General features: G+C 69.1%; 16 protein-coding genes. 7 read left to right on the top strand and 9 right to left on the bottom strand.

The genetic code is table 11. The features are described 5' to 3' along the window. Positions 1–49 precede the first annotated feature (49 nt). Together ACFWIA_RS14765 and mshA are read right to left on the bottom strand one after the other, a co-directional pair. Entirely contained in the window at positions 50–577 is a 528-nt protein-coding gene (locus ACFWIA_RS14765; protein WP_387004145.1) for a YbjN domain-containing protein, read from the bottom strand. An 85-nt stretch (positions 578–662) separates the two neighbouring features. Continuing rightward, positions 663–2,021, bottom strand: coding sequence for a D-inositol-3-phosphate glycosyltransferase (gene mshA, locus ACFWIA_RS14760; RefSeq protein WP_387004142.1), 1,359 nt, complete (start codon positions 2,019–2,021; stop codon positions 663–665). A 304-nt stretch (positions 2,022–2,325) separates the two neighbouring features. Between mshA and ACFWIA_RS14755 the strand changes: the two genes are divergently transcribed. The 3 genes from ACFWIA_RS14755 to ACFWIA_RS14745 all read left to right on the top strand — a co-directional run bounded on the left by ACFWIA_RS14755 (position 2,326) and on the right by ACFWIA_RS14745 (position 6,341). After that, a complete protein-coding gene (locus ACFWIA_RS14755; RefSeq protein ID WP_387004140.1) occupies positions 2,326–3,114 on the top strand; it encodes a class I SAM-dependent methyltransferase in 789 nt (262 codons plus the stop codon). 387 nt (positions 3,115–3,501) lie between these two features. After that, a complete protein-coding gene (locus ACFWIA_RS14750) occupies positions 3,502–4,590 on the top strand; it encodes an NlpC/P60 family protein (protein WP_387004137.1) in 1,089 nt (362 codons plus the stop codon). A gap of 386 nt (positions 4,591–4,976) precedes the next feature. Further along, the gene (locus tag ACFWIA_RS14745) at positions 4,977–6,341 is read left to right on the top strand and encodes a PP2C family protein-serine/threonine phosphatase (RefSeq protein ID WP_387004134.1); all 1,365 of its coding nucleotides are present in this window, start codon (positions 4,977–4,979) and stop codon (positions 6,339–6,341) included. Between the two features lie 43 nt (positions 6,342–6,384). On the opposite strand, the gene ACFWIA_RS14740 is transcribed toward ACFWIA_RS14745, so the two are convergent. The 3 genes from ACFWIA_RS14740 to ACFWIA_RS14730 all read right to left on the bottom strand — a co-directional run bounded on the left by ACFWIA_RS14740 (position 6,385) and on the right by ACFWIA_RS14730 (position 8,068). Beyond that, on the bottom strand, positions 6,385–6,720 hold the full coding sequence (locus ACFWIA_RS14740; RefSeq protein WP_387004178.1) for a DUF2516 family protein: 336 nt from the start codon (positions 6,718–6,720) through the stop codon (positions 6,385–6,387). 162 nt (positions 6,721–6,882) lie between these two features. Further along, entirely contained in the window at positions 6,883–7,548 is a 666-nt protein-coding gene (locus ACFWIA_RS14735) for a hypothetical protein (protein ID WP_387004131.1), read from the bottom strand. 67 nt (positions 7,549–7,615) lie between these two features. Next, positions 7,616–8,068 carry a helix-turn-helix domain-containing protein gene (locus tag ACFWIA_RS14730; protein ID WP_387004128.1) on the bottom strand — a complete coding sequence of 151 codons (453 nt, stop codon included), beginning with the start codon at positions 8,066–8,068 and terminating at the stop codon, positions 7,616–7,618. A gap of 191 nt (positions 8,069–8,259) precedes the next feature. Here ACFWIA_RS14730 and ACFWIA_RS14725 point away from each other — a divergent pair, with 191 nt between their 5' ends. Further along, entirely contained in the window at positions 8,260–8,781 is a 522-nt protein-coding gene (locus ACFWIA_RS14725; protein ID WP_387004126.1) for a hypothetical protein, read from the top strand. Positions 8,782–9,628: 847 nt separating this feature from the next. After that, entirely contained in the window at positions 9,629–10,819 is a 1,191-nt protein-coding gene (locus ACFWIA_RS14720) for a hypothetical protein (protein ID WP_387004124.1), read from the top strand. 224 nt (positions 10,820–11,043) lie between these two features. Here the strand turns inward: ACFWIA_RS14720 and ACFWIA_RS14715 are convergent, their stop codons facing one another. The 4 genes from ACFWIA_RS14715 to ACFWIA_RS14700 are packed head-to-tail and all read right to left on the bottom strand — an operon-like array spanning position 11,044 to position 16,624. Beyond that, positions 11,044–12,294: a TniQ family protein gene (locus ACFWIA_RS14715; RefSeq protein ID WP_387004121.1), complete on the bottom strand. Its 1,251-nt coding sequence runs from the start codon at positions 12,292–12,294 to the stop codon at positions 11,044–11,046. Between the two features lie 8 nt (positions 12,295–12,302). Next, positions 12,303–13,547 carry an AAA family ATPase gene (locus tag ACFWIA_RS14710; RefSeq protein ID WP_387004118.1) on the bottom strand — a complete coding sequence of 415 codons (1,245 nt, stop codon included), beginning with the start codon at positions 13,545–13,547 and terminating at the stop codon, positions 12,303–12,305. A gap of 3 nt (positions 13,548–13,550) precedes the next feature. Then, complete coding sequence (locus ACFWIA_RS14705) at positions 13,551–15,779, bottom strand: transposase (protein ID WP_387004115.1); 2,229 nt, start codon at positions 15,777–15,779, stop codon at positions 13,551–13,553. Continuing rightward, a complete protein-coding gene (locus ACFWIA_RS14700) occupies positions 15,776–16,624 on the bottom strand; it encodes a TnsA-like heteromeric transposase endonuclease subunit (protein ID WP_387004113.1) in 849 nt (282 codons plus the stop codon). Before ACFWIA_RS14700 ends, ACFWIA_RS14705 begins: the two co-directional genes overlap by 4 nt. A 308-nt stretch (positions 16,625–16,932) precedes the next feature. Between ACFWIA_RS14700 and ACFWIA_RS14695 the strand changes: the two genes are divergently transcribed. Both ACFWIA_RS14695 and ACFWIA_RS14690 read left to right on the top strand, forming a co-directional pair. Then, a complete protein-coding gene (locus ACFWIA_RS14695) occupies positions 16,933–17,079 on the top strand; it encodes a hypothetical protein (RefSeq protein ID WP_387004110.1) in 147 nt (48 codons plus the stop codon). A gap of 45 nt (positions 17,080–17,124) precedes the next feature. Then, positions 17,125–17,706: a DUF6368 family protein gene (locus ACFWIA_RS14690; protein WP_387004109.1), complete on the top strand. Its 582-nt coding sequence runs from the start codon at positions 17,125–17,127 to the stop codon at positions 17,704–17,706. The last annotated feature ends 85 nt before the right edge of the window (positions 17,707–17,791 follow it).

Raw genomic sequence — 17,791 nt, 5'->3', positions numbered from 1 at the left:
CGCCCTGTTCCGTGCGGTCGCGGAAGGGGTTCCTCGCAGGTCGGGTGGGTTACCCGGGGGTTTCCGGGGTGGTGGGGGGCGGGGTGTCGGGGGTGGCGTCCCGGGTGAGGTGGGTGAAGGCGTCGAGGTTGCGGGTGGACTCGCCGCGGGAAACGCGCCAGGCGTACTCCCGGCGGATGGAGGTGGCGAAGCCGAGTTCCAGCAGGGTGTTGAAGGCGCCGTCCGACGCTTCGAGCACGGAGCCGAGGACGCGGTCGAGCTCGGCCGGCGTGACCGCTTCCAGGGGGAGCCGGCCGACCAGGTAGACGTCCCCGAGCGGGTCCAGCGCGAACGCCACGCCGTACAGCTTGAGGTTGCGCTCCAGGACCCAGCGGTACACGCGTTCCGCGTTCTCGTCGGGGTGGCGCACGACGAACGCGTTCAGCGACAGGGTGTGCTCGCCGACGATCAGGGACACCGTGGTGAAGAGCTTGCGGGTACCGGGCAGCTTCGCCGCGTAGGTGCCCGGTTCGGTGCTCTCCCACTCGATCCCCGACTCGGTCAGCACCCGCTCGATGATCACCGCCGCCTCAGCCATGCGGCGAGCCTACGGGACGGTCCCGTACGCGGCGGTGGGCCGCCGTTGTGGCGCGCGCCACGCCGGGCGCGCGCCGGGGGCGCGGTCAGCCGTGGTGGGTGCGGGCCCCGCGGCGGTACTCGTGGAGCGCGGCGGTGTAGACGTCCGCCGTCGCGGAGGCCGCCGCGTCCCAGCCGAAGGACTCCGCGTGCCGGGCAGCCGCGGCGCCCATCCGGAACGACATCGCCGGATCGTCGGCGTACGCACCCAGGACGCGGGCGTAGTCGACCGGGTCGTGGCCGTCGACGAGGTGGCCGGTGACCCCGTCCCGGACCGCTACGGGCAGTCCGCCGACCCGCGCCGCGAGCACCGGCGTGCCGGTCGCCTGCGCCTCGATCGCGACGAGGCCGAACGACTCGCTGTGCGAGGGCATCACCAGGACGGAGGCGGCCCGGAACCAGTCCGCCAACTCGTCCTGGCCGACCGGCGGCCTGAAGCGCACGACGTCGGTGATGCCGAGGCGCGCGGCGAGCTTCTGGAGCCCCTCGGGCTTGGCGAGCCCGCTGCCGCTGGGACCTCCGACGACGGGGACGACCAGCCGTCCGCGCAGTCCGGGCCGCTCGGCCAGCAGGACGGCGACCGCGCGGAGCAGCACGTCAGGGGCCTTCAGCGGCTGGATGCGGCCCGCGAACAGCGGCACCAGGGCGTTCGGCGGCAGCCCCAGGCGGGCGCGGGCGGCGAGCCGTCCGTCACCGGGACGGAACCGTTCGAGGTTGACGCCCGGGTGCACGACGGCGACCTTGTCGGGCACGGCCTCGTAGTGGCCGACCAGTTCGTCGGCCTCCTCGCGGGTGTTCGCGATGAGCCGGTCGGAGGCGCGCACGATCTGGGTCTCGCCGATGATCCGGGCGGCCGGTTCGGGGGTGTCGCCGTCGGCGAGGCAGGCGTTCTTGACCTTCGCCATGGTGTGCATGGCGTGCACCAGGGGGACGCCCCAGCGCTCGGCGGCCAGCCAGCCGACGTGCCCGGACAGCCAGTAGTGCGAGTGGACCAGGTCGTAGTGGTCGGGGCGGTGCCGGGCCCACGCCTGCATGGTGCCGTGGGTGAACGCGCACAGTTGCGCGGGCAGGTCCTCCTTGGCGAGGCCCTCGTAGGGGCCGGCGTCGACGTGTCGCACCAGGACGCCGGGCGCCAGCTCCACGGTGGGCGGCAGGCCGCCGGTGGTGGCGCGGGTGAAGATCTCCACCTCGATGTTGATCGCGGCCAGCCGCTTCGCCAGCTCCACGATGTAGACGTTCATGCCGCCCGCGTCGCCCGTGCCTGGCTGGTGCAGCGGCGAGGTGTGCACGCTGAGCATCGCTATGCGGCGCGGTCTGCGGAGGGTGCCCGGCAGGCGCAGCCGGGAGGAGGGACGGGGTGGGGAAGCGGTGGATCGTCGCCCGAGCCTGCTGACGTAGTGGCTCACGAAGCGGTCCTCCTCGCGGCTGCATCCGGTCGTCGTGCGGGGCCTTCGCCGCCCGGCTCCGTCGTCGGTACGGGTCCGGACCTCGCGGTTCCGTGTCCCTGCGACCGCGGTGGCACGCCTGCGGGAGGGCGCGGCCTACCCTCCGGAGCCCTGCAACACCGAAGGACACCGTTCCCTTCCCATTTTGCACAACTATTACGTTGCCGTCGTCAACCGTGCAGGTCAGGGTCCTCCGGCTGATCCGCGGACCGGCCGGGCGACGGGGTCGGCGCGGTGTGCGGCCCGTCTGGATACCCTCGGGGGCATGCCCTCCCGACCCGTGGGAACGGTGACCCGCGGGACCACCCATCCGAACCGGCTGCGCCGTATGGACCGCTGGATCACCGCCGCCCACGCCCCCGCCCTGCGCCGCGCGGACGAACCCGTCGCCGTCGACCTCGGCTACGGGGCCGCGCCCTGGACCGCCGTCGAGCTGCTGAACCGGCTGCGCACCGTCGCGCCCCGCGCCCGGGTGGTCGGGGTGGAGATCGACCCGGCGCGGGTGGCGGCGGCCCGGCCGTACGCGCGTGAGGGGCTGGAGTTCCGGCACGGCGGCTTCGAGGTGCCGTTGCCGGGTCGCCCGGTGCTGATCCGGGCGGCGAACGTGTTGCGGCAGTACGACGAGTCCGAGGTGCCCGGGGTGTGGGCGCGGCTGTGCGCCCGGCTCGCGCCGGAGGGGGTGCTGGTGGAGGGCACCTGCGATGAGATCGGCCGGCGCCACGTGTGGGTGGCGCTCGGTCCTGAGGGCCCCCGGACGGTGACCTTCGCGACCCGGCTCGCCTCCCTGGAGCGCCCCTCGGACCTCGCCGAACGCCTGCCCAAGGCGCTGATCCACCGCAATGTGCCGGGCGAACCGGTGCACGCGTTCCTCCGGGACTTCGACCGGGCGTGGGCGGCTGCGGCGCCCTACGCCTCGTACGGGGCGCGGCAGCGGTGGATGCGGGCCGTGCGTGACCTCCGGGCGGGCGGTTGGCCCGTGGTGGACGGACCGAAGCGGTGGCGGCAGGGCGAAGTGACCCTGCGGTGGGAGGCCCTGGCACCGGCGGTGCGGTGAGTCGGGGGCGCCGCCGTGGTGGGTGCGGTCCGTCTCCACGGGGCCGCGGCCGGGCGTTCCCCCACCACACGACCCGCCCGGAACGGTGTCCGCACCGCCCGTCACCCAGCGGGGGCACCTCACGCGTTCGAGTGAACACGCGTGCGACCGCTCCGGGTCGGGAACGAACGTACGGACCCGATCGTCATTCGGATCGGAGTGGAACGGACGGGCCGGTCGGCGGATGCGCCGGCCAGCCGATGTACGGGGGCACCGTCGCGCGGTCGCGTGGGTGGTGCGGTCGTGCAGTACGTACGGGGTGCGGGACGGGTACGGGACGAACGGGCGGCGGAGTCCGTTGGTTCGGGTGGGGCACGGGCGGTACCGGGGAGCGGAGGGGGAGAACGGATGCGCGTACAGCGGATTCTGACGATCGTGGTCGTGGCGGTGGCCTGCGCGGTGAGCCTGTTGTCGGTTCCCCGCGCCGCTTCGGCAGCGCCCACGCCGCTCCCCCAGCCGCCCACCTCGGGCACCTCGGGGTCGGGTGCCTCGGGGTCGGGCGCCGATCGGCTGGAGGACGTCCGGGACCGGCTGGACCGCCTCTACCGGGAGGCGGCAGCGGCCACCGACGCCTACAACGCGGCCGAGGAGTCCGCCGCCGAACAGTCCAGGACGATCGCGGACCTCACCGAGAAGATCGCGGACGGCGAGGAGCGGTTGGAGCGCCTAAGGAACCGCGCGGGGGCCGCCGCCCGCGCCCAGTACCGCTCGGGCGGCGTCCCCGACGAGGCGAAGCTGATGCTCAGCGACGACCCCGGGCACTTCCTCGACGGTGCCGGGCGCGTCATGGCGGGCCAGCGCGCCACGAAGGGGCTGCTCACCCAGCTCACCCGGACCCAGGAGGACTTGCGGATCTACGCGAAGGACGCCACGGCGAACCAGGAGGAGTTGAAGGAGACCCGGGGCGAGAAGGACGCGGCGCGCAAGAGGGTCGAGCGCAGGCTGGCGGATGCGGAGGAGCTGGAGAAGTCCCTGGCCGCGGAGGAACTGGAGCGGCTGCGGGAGCTGGAGGAGGACGACCAGCGCGCGGCCCAGGACGCCTGGCTCGGCTCCGGGGCCTCGAAGGGGAGCGGGGCGGACGGCGGCGCCGGGGCGGAAGCCGCCATCGCCTACGCCGACGAACAGCTCGGCCTGCCCTACGAGTGGGGCGCCGAGGGCCCCGACTCCTTCGACTGTTCCGGCCTCACCCAACAGGCGTGGGCCGCCGCCGGGGTACCGATCCCCCGCACCTCACAGCAGCAGTGGCAAACGCTGCGGCGGGTTTCGGAAGCGGATCTCCAGCCGGGGGACCTGATCATCTACCACTCCGACGCCAGCCATGTGGCCCTGTACATAGGGGACGGCTCGATCATCCACTCCCCGCGCCCCGGCCGCTCCGTCACGGTGGCGGGCGCGGGTTCCATGCCGATACTGGGCGTGGTCCGGCCGGAGAGCTGACCCGAACCGACCCGGCCGAGCCGGCCCGCCGCCCCGCAGCGTGCAGGCCCCGCCGACCGCAGGTCAGAGCCTCCGTCCGCACGCCAGTGGCTCCGCCCGCCACCTGGAGCCGGCCGGCCGGGGGCCCGTATGCGCCACGTGACGTACGGCACGTCCGGGTCGGGACTCAACCCGGGCGGCGTGACGTTCGTCATTCCGTGCGGACACCCTGACGGTGGCCCGCTGTCCAATTGCGGGAGGGGATGCGGCATATGACGATGGCCGATTGCCCAGCAGCTTCGGATACCTCGTTCCCCTGCGCCGCCGCATACCGCTATGGTCCCCGTCTGGCGGTGCGTCGTTCGACGCCCCGTCGCGCCCTCGGGGGGAGGGAAGGAATCCAGACGATGCCCGCACCCGTACCGCGGCAGAGAGCGATACCGGCCGTGGAGAACGGCCCGGACGGCCCGAACGACACCACGGCGTCCGCGCCCGCTTCCGCTTCCGCGACAGCAGTCGTCGCGTCCGCCCCGGCCACCGCAACCACTCAGGCCCGGGCGGTGACCGACCGCACCGGCACCGCGACCGGCGGTGGCCTCAGCCTGCTGGTGATCGAGGACGACCCCGCGGGTTCCCTCGGCATCCCCGACCTGTTGGACGCCGCCGGGAAGCCCATCCGCATCCGCACCGCCCGCAACCTCACCGAGGCCGAGCGGCTGCTCACCGACGACGTGCACTGCATCCTGCTGGACCTCGCCCTGACCCTCCCGCCGGGCGGTGGCGGGGACGAGCCCGACGAGCTGGCCTCGCTCAAGCACGTGCTGCGCCTGGCGCCCCGGCACGCCGTACTGGCCCTCACCACCTCCGGTGACGCCGAGCGCGGCGCCGAAGCGGTCCGCGTCGGCGCCCAGGACTACCTGTTCCGCGACGAGCTCGACGCCCGGCTGCTGAGCCGCGCCATCCGGTACGCCGTGGAGCGCAAGCGCGCGGACGCCGCGCAGCGCAAACTGACCGAGTCCCGGATGCGGGCCCAGGAGAACGCCCGCCTGGAGCGCGGGCTGCTCCCCAAGCCGCTGCTGGACGGGGCCAGGCTCAGCTTCGCGGCCAGCTATCTGCCCGGCCGCTCCCGCGCCCTGCTCGGCGGCGACTTCTACGACGCGGTGCGCACGCCCGACGGCACCGTGCACGCGATGATCGGCGACGTCTGCGGACACGGACCGGACGAGGCCGCGCTCGGCGTCGAGCTGCGCATCGCCTGGCGGGCGCTGACCCTGGCCGGACTGTGCGGGGACGAACTGCTGTCCACGCTCCAGCAGGTCCTGGAGCACGAGCGGGCCGACGAGGAGATCTTCGCGACCCTCTGCACCGTCGACATCGCCCCCGACGGCCGCCACGCGGGCCTGTGCCTCGCGGGCCACCCCGCACCCCTGGTGGTCCGCCCCGGACGGCTCGCGGAACTCCTCCCGTACGAGAGCGGGGGCCCCGCGCTGGGCCTGCTGCCCCGCGCCCGCTGGCCGCGGCGCCAGGTGGACCTGGGCGGCACCTGGAGCCTGATGCTCTACACGGACGGTCTGATCGAGGGGCGCATCGGCGCCGGGACCCAGCGGCTCGGGCAGGACGGCATGGTCGAACTCGTCCGCCGTCAGCTCGCCGACGGCCGGCGCGGGGAGGAACTGCTCGAAGCGACCGTGAACGAGGTGCGGGACCTCAACGGCGGGGACCTCACGGACGACGTGGCCGTGGTGCTCCTGGACCGGGAGCCCGGGCACTGAGCACCCGGGTCGTCGTCGCCCGTGGGCGGCTAGCGGGGGTGGGTCACCGGCCGCCGTTGTAGGGGCCGTACGGGCCGTCGCTGCTGCTGCCACCGCGACGGCCACCGCCGCCGGAGACCGCCCGGAGCGCGGGGCGCACGTCCACGAAGAAGACGATCGTCGCGATCAGTCCCGCGATCTGGAGGAACATGATCGGGACCAGCAGGTTCACCGCGACGGTGATGCCCAGCAGGATCAGCCAGAACATCTTGTTCTGCTTGTTCGCGGCGCGGTAGGCGTCCTCGCGGGCGATCGCGGCCATCACCAGGGCCACCGCGGCCATGACGAGCATGGCCAAGTAGATCAGCAACAACACATCGCTGAATCCGGCTCGCAGCACAGCGTCCACCACCCGTGTCGAATCGTCCCTACGCCGCCACCGTACCCGCTGAACGGGCCGGGCACGCGAATCGTGCCCGGCCCCTTTGTCCGGCGCGTGCGGCGGCCTGTGCCGCGCGCTGTGCGGCGGCGGGCATCCCGCTGGCCGCCGCGGTGCCCGCGCCTACTCGGCGGGCGGGGCGTTCTTCTTCGCCGCCGGCTTCCGGACGGGAGTCTTCTTCGCGACCGGCTTCTCGGCCGGGGCGGCACCCTCCGGGTCCACGGCGGAGTCCCGGGCGCCGCCCTGCGCGGAGTCCTGGGCCGGCACGGTCCGGGACGCCGACCGGGTGCCGGACGCGGACCGGGCGCGGCTCTTCGGCGCGGGGGCGGGCGCCGGCTCGGGCTCGACGGCTCCGGCCAGGTCGACGATCTCCTCGGCGGCCTCGCCCCGCCAGGTGCGCACGGTCTGCTCACCGTGCTCGGCGACCTTCTCGTACGTCTCACGGGCCTTGATCGCGTACTCGGCGGCGACGCCGACGCCGCGCAGCGCGAGGTCCTGGGCGGAGTCGCCGAGCTTCTTGAAGTCCCCGTCGAGCGCGGTGAAGAACTCGTTCACCTTCGTCTGAACGGTCTCCTGGACCTCCCGGGCCCGGGCGCTCGCCTTGTCCTGCACGGCCTTCGGGTCGGCGTTGCGGACCGCCTCGATGCGGCCGGGGGCCTCGGCGCGCAGCTGCTCGACGAGTCCCGGGACCTTCTTGGCCTGCTGGAACGCCAGGTCGGCCGTACCGGCGGCGAAGTAGAGGGGGGTGGGGTCGGAGAGGGTCTTGCGCAGGTCGTCGGTGATGGCCATGGTCAGCGGTCCTCCTGGATCACGTCGTTCAGGTGCGTCGTGGGTCTGCGGCGGTCGGCGTGCGCGGTCACTGCGGCTGCGCGGGTGCGGCTCCGGTTCCGTCGCCGTCGGCCGCGCGGGGTCCGGATATCGCGCCGTCCGCACCCGCCCGCGAGGGGCCGGTACCCGGCGCATCGGTGCCGTTCTCCTTGCGGAAGGACTCGTAGATCTGGAGCAGCACCTGCTTCTGCTGCTCGTTGATCGAGGGGTCGCCGAGGATGACGGCCCGCGTCTCCAGCTCGTCCCGTTCCCGCTCGTCGAGGATTCCGGCGCGGACGTACAGGGTCTCCGCGGAGATCCGCAGCGCCTTCGCGACCTGCTGCAACACCTCGGCGGACGGCTTGCGCAGCCCGCGTTCGATCTGGCTCAGATAGGGGTTCGAGACGCCGGCGGCTTCGGCGAGCTGCCGCAGGGACAGTTGCGCGGTGCGCCGCTGCTCGCGGAGGTACTCGCCGAGGTTGCCGACGTTGAGCGATGCCATGCCCCTACCGTGCACCCTCGCGCTAACAATTGCAAGCGCATTGCTAGCAAAAGGCCGCGGCAGGTGGTGCGGGCGGGGTGTGACTCGCAGCGATAACTGTCACTTCGCAGGGATTTCTGTCACCAGTCGCCCGTAGTCGCCGAGCGGTAATCCCCCAGGCCCTGACCGTGTGAGCCACTAGGTTGGTGTGCGTGGAGACACGGGGGCAGAGGTATCGGTATGTGGGTCCGGCTGAGCTGAAGGAGCTCGTCCGGGCGGGTGGTGAGGGGCGGAGCATCCGCTCGGCGGCGGACTTCGGCGCGTGGGTCTCGGCGCTGCCTCTGGACGAGTTGGCCGAGCCGTTCACGTTCGTCGTCGATGGCGGCGGGGTGCTGCGACTGGCTCCGCGCCGCAGTGAGCACGTGGTGTGTGCCGGCGGCGGAGAGGTGCTGAGCGCCGGTGAGATGAGCTTCCGCGAGGAGTCCGGGTGGTGGGTGGTCGAGGAGGTCAGCAACCAGTCGACCGGTTACTGCCCGGACATCAGCTCATGGCCCGCCGTGGCCAAGGCTCTGGATCGGATCGGGATCCGTCGACCGCCCGGATTCACGCACGAGGTGGTCTTTCGCCGATGCCACTCCTGCCGGGGGCTCAACATCGTGCGGGAGGAGGACTTCGTCTGCGTCTTCTGCGGTGAGGATCTGCCGCGGGAGTGGAGCGCTGGGGAGCCCGGGTGACTGGTCAGACCGCGAAGATCGCATCGCGTTGCGAGTGCGGAAGCATGGCGGTGCGGCAGGTGAACCAGTTCATCCTTCGCGATGAGTTGTGGTGGGACTCGGAGTTCACTTGCGAGTCTTGCGGCACATACCTGTGCGAAAACGCTGGTCCGGGACCAGCACCTGATGAGGTTCGGGAGGCTCTCCTCTCAGCGCATGGGTCCGTCAGGCTGCGGTTGGTCGGTTCGGTTCCCAGTCTCGTCCCAGCATTGAAGGTCTTTCGAGAGATTTCAGCGGCCTCCTTGTCACGGGCTCGTGAACTGGTCGAGGAGCTGACCCACGATGGCCTGGTGGGGACGTTGTCGGAGATGGAGTTCCTGAAGGCCCGGCTGCAGATGCGTGGATTTCCCGTCGACGTCGATCGGTAGCTGTCCCCGGAGGACCTCAAGGTCAGCTGCGGATCCGGCAGTGCCACCAGGGGAGGTCGGCAGGAGAGCGGTCACGGACGCCGCGATCCCGGGATCGCAGGGATGCCCTGTGTCAGTCAAGTCGGCACGGCCACACCCAGTCGTAAGCCTGGCGAGGGGCGCGTGACCTCGCGTCCTGCAGGCAAGCGGCAAAGCCGCTCGTACGGCTTCTCCGAGCCGTAGCCCTTGACGACCGCCTATTCTCGACGTTCCCAGCACGGCGACCGGCCGCCAAGCCGACCAACCGTCCACGCCGCTCGACCGCCCGATATTGCAAGAATTCCTCACAGGGACGGGCCCCTTCAGCCTAGAATCTCTGCATGCCTTCGGATCACGCCCTCCCCTGCCCGGCCGCTGATTCCCACCGACGACTCATGGATTGCCATACACAATGGCACCACATGCATGAGTCGTATTTCGACCCTGACATGTTCAGGCTGCACTTGAATTCACTTCTTCAAAATTTGAGGAATGTAACTTTCTTGCTTCAGAAGCAGAAGGCGAAACTCGTTGACTATGACACCTGGTATCCTCAATTCCAGCAAGAAGCTAAGCGGAACCAGATTGCAAGATGGTCCGTCGACTCCCGGAACCGAGTCACAAAGGAATCGGACCTCGACCTACTTAGCAGTTGTCAAGTCACTTGGACCTTGAACTGGGTCAGCCGAGTCGAGAATGCGGAGACTTTTCCACCGCATATGTCGACCCGTGAAATCATCGACGAACTCAGACGGCGCCGAATTGCCCCTATCGGACTTATCACCGTGCGGCGGCGGTGGGTCGACAAGGAACTCCCTGAATGGGAGCTCCTTGATGCCACCGCGGAAGCATACTCTCGGCTTGCTCGACTCTTGTGGACAGTCCACTCAGCGGCCGGAGTACATGAGTGCGACATTGAAGACCGATCGATCGAGTGTGTCACGTCAGCGCTCAACGATAACCCCAGCCGCCTTTCCTGCATGGACCTTGCCGCATCTGATCTTCAAGGACACTTTTCCCTAACCGACAACAGAGAAATTGAACCGATATTCGAATCAGTTGAAATTGACCTAGAACGGGGCCGAGCCTCAGCCGAGAGAATTGGTGGCATCGATCTTCCGGCCCTTGATCCAATTTCAAACGTTCCCGGGTTCATGGAGACCGCCCGAAGGGTCATGAACAAGGACGGCTATCACGACACCCTCTGCTTCCTCTATCGAGGAAATGAGTTGGCCGCAATGCGAAAGCTACAGTTCAACAACCAACAAGAGAAGATGCTTTCTTTCGAGCATGTTGCCGAACTCGTCGAATCTACAAGATCTGACGGGGTTTTGGTCATCGGCGAAATGTGGGTTGCCGTTCAGACCGAAAAGGAGAAGGAGTTGGGGACAGTATTTTTCCCGGCGCGAGATCGACTCGACCGGATGGAGGCTCTTTCTGTATACGCAGTCACAAGGGATGGTCGTCACGCGGAACAGCTCTGCATGGTCGAACGCGGGCCAAATGGAGAAGCGCGGTGCAAAGAGCCAGATCCTGTCGAGTTTGGCGTTTTGACCAACACCGTTCTTCCGATTAAAAGAAAATGGGAGGACATGCAAAGGCGTGGCGTCTAGAAACTCTCGTGGGCTGTGACGCGAGATGACTTCAGCAAGGGCTGGCATCCACGCCGCCAAGTAACCGCGCGGTCGACATACACCGAACCCAACTATCCAAGCGGGTGACAACCAAAGCGAAAATCCCCAGGTGGCGGCAACCGGAGTGCCCAAATGGTGACAGGCATCGCGCTCAAGTCTGCGCTCAGCACCAACTCACCTACTCACCTTGGCTGTCACGTAGCTCACCCATTCATAGCGGCGGGCGCAGGACGCCACTCACGATCGCGTGCTCCCGGGTAGTGGCGGAATTCCTTGACGGTGATCGGGGCTCTGCGGGTGAGGAGCGACCTCAGCGGCGGCGAGTTCTTCGGCGAGTTGCGCATCCTGTCACCCTCAGCCTTCACAGGGCCCTGAACCTTCTGCAGATGTGCATGGATCGGAGCGAGCATATCCAAGGCTCGTAGGTCAGTGCCCTTCAAGATCTGGTGGGCAATTCCGGTCGCTGCCACGTAGGCCCGGGAGTCGGGGGCGGGGCCAGTCAGCACGTGAAGGTAGTGAAACTTGCCTCTGACCGCGTGCAGGCGGCCCCTAAGTTCTTCCCTCAGCTGAGCGTCGCGCTCAAGGATTCGGGCGTGCTCGTCGCTGAGGGCGAGGTCTTGGGCTGCTGGCCAGGTCAGGGTGATGAGGCCGGCGATGGTGTGCAGGTCAATGAAGTACTGACTGGTGTCGATCATCCAACCAACGCTTCCCACTTCTCGTGGGCCGTCGGGCCCCAGGGCGATGAGCAGTTCTCCTTGGAGCGCGAGGGCTGTTTCGAGGAAGGCTTCGCTGCAGGTGGGTGGGGGGCTTTGGTGATGGCGGGCGCCGCAGATCGGGGCATTGAGGCGGCCCGGTCGGCCTTCGACGACGGTGCGGCACTGGTTGGGGTGGAGGTCTTCGTCCTTGATTCGGGGGATGAGGGAGACGCCCTGGGCCTCCAGGCCGGGATGTCCACATTCGAAGCAGTTATGGCGGAGCAGGCAGCGGTGGGTGGTGCAGGCGAAGACCGGAGGGAGCCGCCAGAGGCGTTTCCAGCTGCCTCCGTGGGCGCGTTCGACATCGGAGTCACCGGTCAGGCAACGGGGGCAGAACCGTGACCAGCGCCGGAACACGCCGCGGTTGCTGTGGAGAATCCGTTTCGGCGACCGGCGCATCAGAGTTGTGTCGAGCGGGCCGTAGCGGGAGCCGAACGGGGCGAGAAAGAAGTGGGGGACTTCGTCAGGGTGCAGTCGGGTGGTGCGGGCGAACTCGGCTGCTTGTTCTGGTGTTTGCAGGTACTGCTGGCTGAGGGGGATGTGCTCGGTCAGCGCCGTCCGGTGGGCGCTCATCCCGGTGCGACTAACGATCGTGCCGGGGCTGACGTTGTTGTGGTGGGCCAGGCGTAGAAGGAAGCCGACGAGGCTTTCGTCCGGGAGCGGGGCCAAGCTGCGGGGCAGCGGGCGGAGCTGAGGCATGCGTACCGTCACCTTCCCGCGGCCTTGTTGTCGAAGACGGTGTTGCGGGGTTTCTGGCGGCGCTTCGGAGTGGGCTTGGCAGGGACGGCGGGGATTTCGCCGGCCTGCGGGTCGCGGTCGAGGAGGTTGCCGAGGTTGATGGTGATCTCGTCGAGAAGCGGGATATGTAGTGCCTCCTGGCCGGTTTCCATGGCGCGGGTGCAGCCGTCCTGGACGAGTCGCCGCAGCAGACCGACGATGCCTCCGGTGCGGCGGAAGAGGTATTCGGGCATGTCGCCATCAGTGAGCATGCCGTCCCGGGCACCGAGGAGTCGGAGTTGTTCCTCGGTGCCAGCCAGGTGCTCGATCCAGGCGTTGATCTGCTGAGGAGTGTCGTAGGTGAACAGGTCGAGATCGACCAGGTCGAAGCGGCGTTCGGTCTGGGTCGCGGCCTGGTCGCTGCGGCCTCGCCGCGCGCTGGGCAGGGTCCACTGGCCAGTGCGGGGGTCGGGCCGTCCTTCGCGCAGGAGGCCCGAGCCGGGGATGTCGACGCCGATGAGGATGACGGTGGCGTTAAAGGACATCAGGTCGCGGATGAGGTCGAGCGTGTCCTGGTCGTCCTCGCGGTGCATCTTCAACCGGGTGATGTCGTCCAGGATCAGCACGGTGGTGTTGTGGTCGTGCAGGGAGGCTCGGACACTGCGGATCAGGCCGCGGAGGGTCTTGGCGTAGGGAGCGCCGTAGAAGTCGAGGATCGCCTCGCAGAGCCCTTTCGGGGTGGCCTTGACCGGGGTCTGGCAGTAGGCGACGGGGACGAACAGGTCCCGGGTCCCCTCGATCGCGTTGGGGTTGAGCTGCTGGTGGAGGTCGCGCCAGAAGTCTTCGAAGGCCGCTGCGGCCTCGCATGCTGTCTCGGTCTTGCCCTGGTAGCCGCCCCCGCTGATCATCAGGCCGTCGCGGGTGCCGGGGGTGAAGTTCAGAGCGTTGTTCTGGATGCGGGATCTCATCAGCGTGGTGACCCGGCGGCTCATCGGAGTCTCCTGCAGCCCGAGGTTGACGTGCGAGGCGGTGCGGTGCAGATCGTGCAGGGCCCGGCGGCGAGTGGGCAGGGCCCGGTATTGGTCCGGGCTCAGCCGGGGAGCTGGGATGAAGGCGCTGCGGGTCGTGCGCCAACGCTGCCATCCCTCGAAGCTGAGCCGGTCCGGTGGCGGTCCGGCTCGCAGGAACGAGACGATGCCCGCCTCGCCATCACCGCTCGTGGCGCGGTCGTCCATGGCTCACGCTCCCTCGTCCGGCGGGCCTGGCTGGGGGTGGTCGGTGTCGTCCTCGGGCAGCAGGAACAGGTTGCCGGTGCGATAACTCGCTCCCAGCCGCGCGGGTTTGGTGGGACGTCTTGACACCGCCTCCTCGCGGCGGTGCCGGCGCTCGGCGTCAAGGCCGGAGACGGCTTGCTCGACGCGCTGCAACATGGGGGTCACGGGTGAGACGGGGGCCGGGGCAGCGGCCCGGTCCTCGGCGGCGGCCCGGGCCTGGGTCTCGTCCCGGGCGTGGTTGATGCGTTCGGAGCGGGTGGTGGCCGTCTTCCAACTGCTGACCGGGGCCCGGGCGGCGAGGATCTCCAGCAGCAGGGGCAGAAGTTCGGCATCCGTGCGGGGCCGCATGTCTGCCTCGCGTGCGGCGGCCAGTAGCTCGGAGACCCGTCGGTCACCGAACGCGGGCACCGTGCCGACCGGGGGCAGTCCGGTCCAGCGCAGTTCGTGCCAGTTGTGGGTGAGGGGGTCCTGGAAGAACACGGTGCGGCGGTCGCGCGGTTCGCGGTGGACGCACCAGCGGCCCTTGAACCTCCCGCCCCGAGTCGAGCGCTCGTTCAGGTAGGGCTCAAGCGCGTCGCCGTAATACCAAAGGCCCTTGATCTTCACTCCGCGCTCCCGCAGCACGGAGATGGGATGGGACGGCAGCAGCTCGTAGTAGAGGTCCGGTTGCGGCAGCCGCAGCCCCAGGCCGGTCTGCTCGAAGGATGCCGCGAACAGGGTGTTGGGGCTGTGGCTGCCGCCGACGTCCCAGGCCGGGGCGTACTCTCCCAGGTGCCTCCGCTGCCAGATGCCCACGATCCAGGTGGCGACGAGGTGTTCCATCTCCTCCAGCGTCAGCACCTCCTCGTCCTCGGGGGCGGCCCCGCGGTCGGCGGCATCGACGCCCGTGTAGCCGGGCAGGTGCTCGAACAGCAGCGTCCTGATCGCGCCGAAGGCCCGCTCGACGGCGTGCTTGTCCGGAGGCCGCAGGGCCCGGGCCGGAAGGATGTTGCAGCCCAGCCTCCGCTCAACCTCCACCAGGTGGTGGTTGCGATAGACAGACCCGTGGTCGGTGGTGACTGTCTCCGGGCTGAAGAACGGCAGACCGGCCACCGGATGGCCGGCGAACTCGGCCACCAGCGCGGACGGCAGCCCCGGATACGGCCACTCCATCTCCGGCCCCCACTCCGGCCGCATCGGCAGTGGCAGCATCACGTCACGCAGCATCATCGCCGCGTCCACCGCGGTGTCCGACACCAGCGTGAGCCGGAAAGCGCAGAGCGAGTGGGTGAACACATCCAGCGCGAGGGTCAGGTGGGCCCTGACCGGCTCGCCGAAGACACCTTCGCGGACCATCACCGGCAGCACCGTGGTGTCCAGTGCGACCACCTGCCCGGGACGGTCGACCAGCACATGCCCGGACCGTACCGGCAGATCAGCCGCCCCCAGATTGCGCGGCCGTGACCCGCTGGGGCCAAACCACTCGTGCCAGACCTGCCGCAGCGTGTTGTATGACGGGACGTGCAGGTCGGGCCCGTAGGTCTCGCGTACGTACTGATGGATCAGGCGGGTGCGGGTGGCCATCCCGACCCGGGACCGGCCCTGCAGTTCGGCGTGGACCGCGAAGATCGCTTCCCGGACCTCCGGGCGGATGCTCGGGCGGCGCCCGCCCGGCCGCAGCCACCGGTCATCAGCGCATCCGATCAGCCCGGACCGCTCACGGCCACGCTCCCAGCGGATCAGCGTGCGGTACCCGACCCGATCCAGTCCCAACAGCCGGGCCTCCTGCCGGTCCATCGCTGCCAGCTCGGCGACCTTGGCCCACCGTCGCTCGGTCAGCGTGGTGGTGGCCGGGTCGTAACACGACCTCGGTTCTCCCGGCCTGGGATCCTCCGGATTCCCGCTACGGAACCCAGTGCCCACCTCCAGCAGGTGGGCCATTCGTAGCCGGACCAACTCCAGCTTCCCCGGCGGAAGATCAGCCACGGACGCGGGCTGCCGCCCGCGGTCCGGGCCGTCGGCCGATGTGCGCGAGGACGGCCGACAAGTCGGATGGTTGACGAGGAACCGGAAGGTCAGCTGTTGGCGGGCTCCCGCCGGATCGCGTACTACAACCCGTCCCAGATGGGGCTCATGCCGTTCGACAGTCCACTCCACCCCGTCCAGGACGAGCCCGGCCCCCGGAGCGAGATCAAGCGCCAGCCGAGGATTCACAGGGCCTCATCTGCGGGCTCGACCAGCGAGTGGTCACTCAGCGGGACAGAGAGATCGATACCGAGGGAACGGTGCCAGAGCTGGTGCAGCAACTCCGCCCTAGCCAGCGCAGGAACCGAGGAGGCAGCCACGAGTTCCCCGAACGTCACCCGAGACCGAGCCCGTTCCAAGAGATCCGCCCGCAGCCCGAGTGGATCGGGCAGCGGGCGGCGCTGGCAGGACAAAGTGTCCAGCCCGTTGAAGACGTGTCGCCTCCAGTCTGCGGCCACTACGTATTCCCAGCCGCAGGCCAGTGCCATCTCAAAGGCGGCGGCGAACGACTCGACGTCCTTCGCGCGCACCCGGTCAAGCGGTCGGACATCGATCAGACACACCCCGGCCCGGGACAGCACCAGGAAGTCCGGAACATGGACACGCGGCCCGCCGCCGGTCCGGAACTGCAGCTTCAAAGGCTGCGGGACCACTTCCCGCACCTGGCAGGCGAAATCCAGCGCGAGCAGAACCTTCGCTTCCTCCAGACTCTCGAAGCCGTGATGCCGCCCAGTGCTGACCATGTACTGAAGCCCAGGCCGATGACGCTGCCGCCGATGCCACGAGAACCAGCGAACCGGCCCGACCCCAGGAAGCTGAACCTGGGCAAGGTCCCGGACCGGCACGATCAGTTCGCCGCCTCCGAGGTTCAAGGTGACCGCCCAGCGACGAGTCCAGCCATCCGAAAGATCCAGATCCTGACGTCCAGAGGCAACCGACGCCCGTACGAGCAAGTCGTCCCAGCGGCAGCGGTGTGACCACACCGCCCCCGCCTCGGGGGCCGCCACAGGCAGCAGTCCGTACTCATCGGCCATGCCTTCAAGCAGACGCCCACCACGACGCCCGCACCGGCACACTTCGAAATTGGTGACAACCCGACTGCAAGCACGCGCCTTGTGACAACTAGCCCGAGCAACTGGTGACAACTATCGCTGCGAACTCGACCGAGAGGACCAGGTCAGATCCCCCGCTCGGTGACAGTTATCGCTGCGAGTCACAGCGGGTGTGACTCGCAGCGATGACTGTCACTTCGCAGGGGTTTTCTGTCACCAGTCGGCCGTAGTCGCCGAGCGGCAACTCCCCAGGCCCCGGCTGTGTGAGCCACTAGGTTGGCGCCGGTGAGATGAACTTCCGCGAGGAGTCCGAGCGGTGGGTGGTCGAGGAGGTCAGCAGCCAGTCGACCGACTACTGCCCGGACATCAGCTCATGGCCCGCCGTGGCTTGGGCCGTGGCCCACATGAATCAGACGTCCGCCGTCGGGACCTGGTAGAACTGGGTCCCGGTGGCGCTTGGGTCACGAGGCTCTGGGGGCGGTATGTCGGGACCGGCAATGGGACTGTGGCTCTTCGAACCACGCGGGTTCGCGGACATCCTGGCCGATGTGGTCCCGTGGTTGGAGACCTTCTGCGAGCCGGTGGAGGCCAAGGCCAGCGGTGACGTGGATTTCTGGGTGCGAGACGGTTCGGCCCTGGACCTGCCTGCCCTCGACCCGGCCGAAGTCGGCGTGTTCTTCCTGTCGGAGGACGAGGAGATCCCCGCCGAGGACGAGGACTACTCGGCATTCTCGCGGTCACCAGTGCAGGGGCTGACAGTCGGCGCCGGCTGCTCGGGGTCGGTGAACCACGTGCTGCTCGGCCACCTGACGTTCGCTCTCGCCCGCCGTCTCGATGCGCTGGTCGATTTCGACGGCCTCTTGGGTGGTCACCGCACCGCGGGAGACGACACGAGCAACGAAGCAGTCCTGGCTCGGGCGAGAGCACTGGCATCAGACCTCCCGGGAAGGCTCGTGGAGGTCTCCTATGACACCGACGGTGGAGGCCGGTGGCTTCGACATGTCGGAGACATGGAGTTTCTGGAAGCCTGGCTGCGGCATCCCGACTTCCACTTGGTCAAGTAGCGCTTCAGCGTCGATCGGCGCGTCCAGGCTCATGGCACAGGTCGCCACTCGCGGTCGCGCGCTGTCGCGTACTGACGGATTCCCT

Origin of the sequence: Streptomyces sp. NPDC127068 (assembly GCF_042724695.1) — a bacterium.
Lineage (GTDB): Bacteria > Actinomycetota > Actinomycetes > Streptomycetales > Streptomycetaceae > Streptomyces.
The sequence above is the reverse complement of the archived record's forward strand: the minus strand, read 5'-3'. Positions and strand labels throughout refer to the sequence as shown.

What these genes read in the sequence shown, in the direction of transcription:
- ACFWIA_RS14765 (WP_387004145.1), bottom strand. Translation starts at nt 577, where the DNA reads ATGGCTGAGGCGGCGGTGATCATCGAGCGGGTGCTGACCGAGTCGGGG.
- ACFWIA_RS14755 (WP_387004140.1), top strand. Translation starts at nt 2,326, where the DNA reads ATGCCCTCCCGACCCGTGGGAACGGTGACCCGCGGGACCACCCATCCG.
- ACFWIA_RS14750 (WP_387004137.1), top strand. Translation starts at nt 3,502, where the DNA reads ATGCGCGTACAGCGGATTCTGACGATCGTGGTCGTGGCGGTGGCCTGC.
- ACFWIA_RS14745 (WP_387004134.1), top strand. Translation starts at nt 4,977, where the DNA reads ATGCCCGCACCCGTACCGCGGCAGAGAGCGATACCGGCCGTGGAGAAC.
- ACFWIA_RS14735 (WP_387004131.1), bottom strand. Translation starts at nt 7,548, where the DNA reads ATGGCCATCACCGACGACCTGCGCAAGACCCTCTCCGACCCCACCCCC.
- ACFWIA_RS14730 (WP_387004128.1), bottom strand. Translation starts at nt 8,068, where the DNA reads ATGGCATCGCTCAACGTCGGCAACCTCGGCGAGTACCTCCGCGAGCAG.
- ACFWIA_RS14720 (WP_387004124.1), top strand. Translation starts at nt 9,629, where the DNA reads ATGCATGAGTCGTATTTCGACCCTGACATGTTCAGGCTGCACTTGAAT.
- ACFWIA_RS14715 (WP_387004121.1), bottom strand. Translation starts at nt 12,294, where the DNA reads ATGCCTCAGCTCCGCCCGCTGCCCCGCAGCTTGGCCCCGCTCCCGGAC.
- ACFWIA_RS14710 (WP_387004118.1), bottom strand. Translation starts at nt 13,547, where the DNA reads ATGGACGACCGCGCCACGAGCGGTGATGGCGAGGCGGGCATCGTCTCG.
- ACFWIA_RS14700 (WP_387004113.1), bottom strand. Translation starts at nt 16,624, where the DNA reads ATGGCCGATGAGTACGGACTGCTGCCTGTGGCGGCCCCCGAGGCGGGG.
- ACFWIA_RS14695 (WP_387004110.1), top strand. Translation starts at nt 16,933, where the DNA reads ATGAACTTCCGCGAGGAGTCCGAGCGGTGGGTGGTCGAGGAGGTCAGC.
- ACFWIA_RS14690 (WP_387004109.1), top strand. Translation starts at nt 17,125, where the DNA reads ATGTCGGGACCGGCAATGGGACTGTGGCTCTTCGAACCACGCGGGTTC.